Origin of the sequence: uncultured Clostridium sp., assembly GCF_900547735.1 — a bacterium.
Taxonomy (GTDB): domain Bacteria; phylum Bacillota; class Clostridia; order Lachnospirales; family Lachnospiraceae; genus Otoolea.
Map to the genome: position 1 here is coordinate 1 of NZ_URHZ01000136.1, position 6,543 is coordinate 6,543.

Genomic DNA, 6,543 nt, shown 5'->3' on the forward strand with positions numbered 1-6,543 from the left:
TTTTCTTAGGCATAAATAATCCTCCTTGGCTGGAGGAATCCACTTACCAAGATAAATCATAGCATGATAAGTGTAACACTAAAATCGCTAATCACGAAGTTAGTTGGTGAAACAAGAATTTAATATTACATTTTACAAGAACATCTGAAAAAAATCCTTGACTTGGAGTTCACTTCAAGGCGTATGCTGAATGTCACAGATTGATACAAAATTTAAGGAGGATAGAATATGGTAAAACAGACGGCAGGTAGAGATGCTCTTGGAGAGTTCGCTCCAAAATTTGCCCAGTTAAATGACGATGTATTATTTGGAGAGGTATGGAGCAGGGAAGATAAGCTGCCGCTCCGGGATCGGAGCATTGTGACGATCGTGGCGCTGATGGCGCAGGGGCTGGTGGATTCTTCTTTCCGGTATCATCTGATTACTGCGAAAGAGAATGGTATTACAAAGACCGAGATTGCGGAGATTTTGACTCACGCCGCTTTTTACGCGGGCTGGCCAAAGGCATGGGCGGCTTTTCGCATGGCGAAGGAAGTTTGGGCAGAAGAATCTACGACATAAAAAGGATTAACAGGTTACCGTAAACAGGATAGTCATGACACAGATATCCATCGTGTCCGGATGACGGGAGGCAGGATTAAGAATGAAATATACAGAATTAGGAAAAACAGGAATACAGGTTTCACGAATCTGTGTGGGAGGTATGTCCTTTGGAAAGGCTACGGAAGATTTTCACCTTTGGACCCTGGATCAGGAGCACACCACGGCGATGATTGGCCACGCTCTGGAGCTGGGTGTTAATTTTATCGATACCGCCAATACGTATTCACACGGCACCAGTGAGGAATATATCGGTAATGCCCTGAAGGAGCTGGGAATCGGAAGAAATAAGGTGGTTCTGGCTTCCAAGGTCTATTTTAATGAAGGGAAGCTTTCAAAAGAAGCAATTGCAAGAGAAATAGACGGAACTCTGAGGCGTCTTGGAACCGATTATCTGGATCTCTATCAGATTCACCGCTTTGACTATGATACACCAGTTGAGGAGACCATGGAGGCTTTGGATACACTTGTAAAGGCGGGAAAGGTCCGTGCAATCGGGGCATCCGCCATGTACGGGTATCAGTTCCACAACCTGCAGATAACAGCGGAGAAAAACGGATGGACCCTTTTTTCCACCATGCAGAACCACTATAATCTCTTATACAGAGAGGACGAAAGAGAATTAATTCCGATCTGTGAGCAGTACCATGTGGCGAGGATTCCGTACAGCCCGCTGGCGGGAGGACATCTGACACACACCGGGTGGACGACGGAGTCAAAAAGAAGCCGGACGGATAAGACGCTCCGTTTAAAATACGATCAGGCGATGGAAAATGACCTTCAGATCATCGGAAGAGTCGATGAACTGGCAAAGAAATACGGCGTTTCCATGTCGCAGATTGCCCTGGCATGGCAGTATAAAAAGGGAGTTACGGCTCCGATCGTCGGAGCTACCAGTGTGCCTCACTTTGACGATGCGGTCAAAGCGCTTGATCTTACCATTTCAGATGAGGATGTTTCTTATCTGGAAGAATTATATTTAAGGCATAAGATTGTCGGCGCCTTGCCGGAAGAATAGAAGTCCGCGCCTTCTGCTTAAATGAAGTGTAATAATTCTTAAGTTGAAATGAATATTGCAATGAACTATAGTATAGCTGTACTCGGATTAAGACAACAAAGTCAGTGCTTTGCAGGAGATTTCTGTATTGCACGGGACGGGAAAGCGGAGAAACAGCATGAAAAGAAAATTGGTAATATTAGGTCTGGCGGCTCTTATGGGAATTATGTCCGGCTGCGCTGAAAAAGCATCGGAGGAAAAAGCAGAACAGGAAGAAACCGGCGGCCTGATTTCGATTGACAGTGGAGACGATGAGAGTGAGAACACAAAGGAGAGCGGCCGTGAGGAGGACCAGTACGGGCCTCAGATAGAGGAGCAGACATTCGACGTGACTCTGGATGGCTGGGGCAATGTAACATTTACAGCATTTATGCCGAAGGAAAACAAAGACGGAGATGTCAGTTTTAAACTGATGAGGAACGGAGAAACGGCTTTTGATTTACCGGGAATGACGGAAGATAACAGGCGAACGGAACAGCATTTTATCAAAGTTGCAGCAGTAGCCTTTAAGGATTACAACGGAGACGGGAAGAAGGATATCATTATTATTAACGAATACGCCCAGCAGAGCCAGCCCGAAAAAAGCTATCATGAAGTCAGGCTCTATACCCAGGCGGGAACAGGACGAGAATTCTCCCTGGAGCGGGGACTTTTAACCGAATATCTGATGAAAAACCACTATTCCGACACCATCCAGCTTGTAATGGAAGGAATCGCCGAATACCAGGCGGACCAGAAAGCCGAGACGGAGGCCAAAGCCGGTGATGCCGCCCAGCAGGTGCAGCTCATGGCGGACAATGCCGCGCAGTGGGCGGATACAATGGAAGACGAGGGTGTCCTCTATTTCTACGCCGTGACGGATCTGGACCATAACGGAAGACTGGAACTGATTACATCCAGCTGCCAGGGAACGGGGTTATACACCTACAGTTATTACTACGAAGTAAATAAGAATTTTGACGGCCTTAATGCGTTTGAACTCAGCATGCCGGAGGGAGACTCCCAGTCTGACATTATCACCGAAACCGTGCCGGTATATTACGATGCCCAGCAGAATCTCTATTACTACATATTCGACGATACGATCAGGGGCGGTGCGGATATGAGTTATACTTACAAGCGCGCACTGTTCATGAACGGAGGAAAGGTCGATGAGATGGGACTTGGCTGCAAGGGCACTGTGTTTGACGGGCAGGCGGTGAGCGTTACCTACACGGATGCGGATGATAAGGAGATAAGCGAGGACGAATATTTAAAGATTGCGGATACAAGATTCAGCGGACTTGAAAAAAAGACGGCGTCGATTGACTGGCATAAGGCGGATAAGGCTGAATTACTTTCAATGGGGCGCGAACAGCTTGTGGAGAAGCTGTTGGCATCCTATAAGGGGTTTGGGAGTGAAAAATGAGAACGCTGACGGATGGCCGGGGTTTGGGATGGGGAGAGGGAAGTGGTGAGTCTTCAGTCCCGGTTTGAGCTTAGTCGTGGGTGGGGAATCCGGGCAGAAAGAAATCTCCTCCGGGGACCGCTCCCTCTTACGGACCGCGCAGCGGATGCTAAGGCGCCCTGATACGGCGCCCAAGCACCGGCGGATCAAAACATCCCCGGAAGAGATTTTTTCTCCCTGCTTCTCCACTGGGAAAGTTATAACCGGGACTGAAGACGCGCAGTGTATCGCCATCCCAAACCAGGGCCTGAGGCCGCTGATTATTCTCTTTGTTCAAAGAGGATGGGGAATGCCGCGGCTGCTGCGTATGTTTGGATTTTTATAGGGGGAATGTTTTACGCTGTTTTGGGGGCAGTTATTTTAGGGTAATATGTTTAGAAGGTGATATAGGGGGATTGTGCTGAAACACACTGTAAATTTTTAAATCAATTAATTATTATAGCGAAAAATGGAAGTAAAGCAAAAAATGGAAGTAAAGTAAAAAATGAAAGTAAAGTAAAAAATGAAAGTAAAGCAAAAAATGGAAGTTGATCCGCAGCCTTATATTTATAGAAGGTACGAATCAACTTTTTGTGTATAAAAATAAACGTATGTTGGTAAATATGAATGTAGTGGCTGCGGCAATACGCCCGTCCACTTGACGGGAGCGTCCGCCATCCTCCCACCAGCGTCCCCCCTTCAACTAAATTTCACATAAAATTAGCACTCTCCTCTTGACAGTGCTAACAACATCTGTTATATTACTACTAGAACACTGAAACAATCATAATTTTGCGAGAGGAGGCAGCAATTATGAATATCAATAAATTTACACAAAAATCTCTGGAAGCAGTGCAAAATACAGAGAAGTTAGCTTATGAATATGGAAACCAGCAGATCGATCAGGAACACCTGTTACTAAGTCTGCTGACGATAGATGACAGTCTGATTTCCAAACTGGTAACAAAGATGGGAATCTCCGCCGAACAGCTTGTCAATGAAGTGATACAGAGTATCGGAAAGCTTCCGAAGGTGTCGGGCGGGCAGGTTTATTTTTCTAATGACGCCAACAAGGTTCTGGTGAATGCCGAGGATGAGGCAAAGGCCATGGGAGACGAGTATGTTTCCGTGGAACACCTTTTCCTTGCCATGCTGAAACAGCCGAACCGCACCGTGAAAGACCTGTTCCGGCTTTACGGAATTACCAGGGAGAATTTTCTGCAGGCGCTTTCTACAGTGAGAGGGAACCAGAGGGTGGTCAGTGACAACCCGGAGGCAACCTATGACACGCTGAATAAATACGGTTATGACCTCGTGGAACGGGCCAGGGATCAGAAGCTTGATCCGGTAATTGGCCGTGACAGTGAGATTCGTAACGTGGTCATGATTCTTTCCAGAAAGACAAAGAACAACCCGGTGCTGATTGGTGAACCAGGCGTTGGTAAGACAGCCGTAGTTGAGGGACTGGCACAGCGTATTGTCAGGGGAGACGTACCGGAAGGACTGAAGGATAAAAGACTTTTTGCCCTGGATATGGGCGCTCTGATGGCTGGAGCCAAGTACCGCGGTGAGTTTGAGGAACGTCTTAAAGCAGTGCTGGATGAGGTGAAAAAGAGCGAAGGACAGATTATCCTGTTCATTGATGAGCTTCACACGATTGTCGGAGCCGGTAAGACGGAAGGTTCCATGGACGCCGGAAATATGCTGAAACCGATGCTGGCCAGAGGAGAACTCCACTGTATCGGCGCGACCACATTGGATGAGTACAGAAAATATATAGAAAAAGATGCCGCCCTGGAGCGCCGTTTCCAGCCGGTGCGCGTGGATGAACCTACCGTTGAGGATACAATTTCTATCCTGAGGGGACTGAAAGAGAGATATGAGGTTTACCACGGCGTAAAAATTACCGATTCTGCCCTTGTATCGGCAGCTATTTTGTCCGACCGTTATATTTCCGACCGGTTCCTGCCGGATAAGGCGATTGACCTGGTGGATGAAGCCTGTGCGATGATTAAAACGGAGATGGATTCCATGCCGGCGGAGCTGGATGAACTGTCAAGGCGTATCATGCAGCTTGAGATTGAGGAGGCCGCTTTAAAGAAAGAGACCGACCGGCTCAGTAAAGACCGTCTGGAAGATCTGCAGAAAGAACTGGCGGAGTTAAAAGACGAATTTACCGCCCAGAAGGCACAGTGGGAGAACGAGAAGTCATCCGTAGATAAACTGTCCAAACTGCGCGAGGAGATCGAGCATATCAACAGCGAGATCCAGACGGCAAAACAGGCTTACGATTTGAACCGCGCCGCGGAACTCCAGTACGGCAAACTGCCGGAGCTTACAAAACAATTGGAGCAGGAAGAGGAGCGCGTAAAGAACGAGGAAATGAGCCTGGTACACGAGAGTGTAACCGATGAAGAGATAGCCAGAATCATATCGAAGTGGACCGGAATCCCGGTTGCGAAACTGACGGAGAGTGAGAGAAGCAAGACGCTCCATATGGATGAGATTCTCCACAAACGTGTGATTGGCCAGGATGAGGCCGTGACCAAGGTGACGGAGGCGGTGATCCGCTCCAAAGCGGGAATTAAAGACCCGTCCAAACCGATTGGTTCCTTCCTGTTCCTCGGACCTACCGGCGTCGGAAAGACAGAGCTTGCCAAAGCGCTGGCGGAAAGTCTGTTCGACGACGAGAATAACATGGTCCGTATCGATATGAGTGAATACATGGAGAAGCACTCCGTATCACGTCTGATCGGAGCGCCGCCAGGATATGTCGGATACGACGAGGGCGGCCAGCTTACGGAAGCCGTCCGCAGAAAACCTTACTGTGTTGTCCTGTTTGATGAGGTCGAGAAGGCCCATCCGGACGTATTCAACGTACTGCTCCAGGTGCTGGACGACGGACGGATTACGGACTCCACGGGTAAGACGGTGGACTTTAAGAATACAATCCTGATTATGACCTCCAATATCGGTTCCCAGTATCTGCTGGAAGGAATCGACGACAGCGGCATGATTCTGCCGGATGCCGAATCAGCGGTTATGCACGATTTACGCGCCCATTTCCGTCCGGAGTTCCTGAACCGTCTGGATGAGATTATTCTGTTTAAACCTCTCACCAGGGGCAATATCGGCGGTATCATCAATCTGTTGGTCGAGGATGTCAACAAACGTCTGGCCGACAAGGAACTCTCCATTGCACTGACAGACCGAGCAAAAGAATTTATCGTGGAAAATGGTTACGATCCCGTTTATGGCGCAAGGCCTCTTAAGAGATATCTGCAAAAGAACGTGGAAACTCTGGCCGCAAGATTGATTCTGTCGGACGGCGTAAGAGCGGGAGACACCATCCAGATTGACCTGACCGATGGAAAACTCGAAGCGTCCGCAGTCCGCGTGGAATAAGGGGATTTAGTTGAGATGCGAGGACGCCTCTGTAAGACGGCGGACGGGGGAGTGG

At 48.3% G+C, this 6,543-nt stretch carries 4 protein-coding genes; all 4 read left to right on the forward strand.

The window, feature by feature from the left end; all coding sequences use genetic code 11:
* Positions 1 to 228 precede the first annotated feature (228 nt).
* Positions 229 to 561: a carboxymuconolactone decarboxylase family protein gene (locus QZT18_RS23115; RefSeq protein ID WP_294152037.1), complete on the forward strand. Its 333-nt coding sequence runs from the start codon at positions 229 to 231 to the stop codon at positions 559 to 561.
* 82 nt (positions 562 to 643) lie between these two features.
* Positions 644 to 1,618 carry an aldo/keto reductase gene (locus QZT18_RS23120; protein ID WP_294152039.1) on the forward strand — a complete coding sequence of 325 codons (975 nt, stop codon included), beginning with the start codon at positions 644 to 646 and terminating at the stop codon, positions 1,616 to 1,618.
* A 157-nt stretch (positions 1,619 to 1,775) separates the two neighbouring features.
* Positions 1,776 to 3,065, forward strand: coding sequence for a hypothetical protein (locus QZT18_RS23125; RefSeq protein ID WP_294152040.1), 1,290 nt, complete (start codon positions 1,776 to 1,778; stop codon positions 3,063 to 3,065).
* Positions 3,066 to 3,896: 831 nt separating this feature from the next.
* The gene (gene clpB / locus QZT18_RS23130) at positions 3,897 to 6,488 is read left to right on the forward strand and encodes an ATP-dependent chaperone ClpB (protein ID WP_294152042.1); all 2,592 of its coding nucleotides are present in this window, start codon (positions 3,897 to 3,899) and stop codon (positions 6,486 to 6,488) included.
* Positions 6,489 to 6,543: the final 55 nt, after the last annotated feature.

What these genes read in the sequence shown, in the direction of transcription:
- QZT18_RS23115 (WP_294152037.1), top strand. Translation starts at nt 229, where the DNA reads ATGGTAAAACAGACGGCAGGTAGAGATGCTCTTGGAGAGTTCGCTCCA.
- QZT18_RS23120 (WP_294152039.1), top strand. Translation starts at nt 644, where the DNA reads ATGAAATATACAGAATTAGGAAAAACAGGAATACAGGTTTCACGAATC.
- QZT18_RS23125 (WP_294152040.1), top strand. Translation starts at nt 1,776, where the DNA reads ATGAAAAGAAAATTGGTAATATTAGGTCTGGCGGCTCTTATGGGAATT.
- clpB (WP_294152042.1), top strand. Translation starts at nt 3,897, where the DNA reads ATGAATATCAATAAATTTACACAAAAATCTCTGGAAGCAGTGCAAAAT.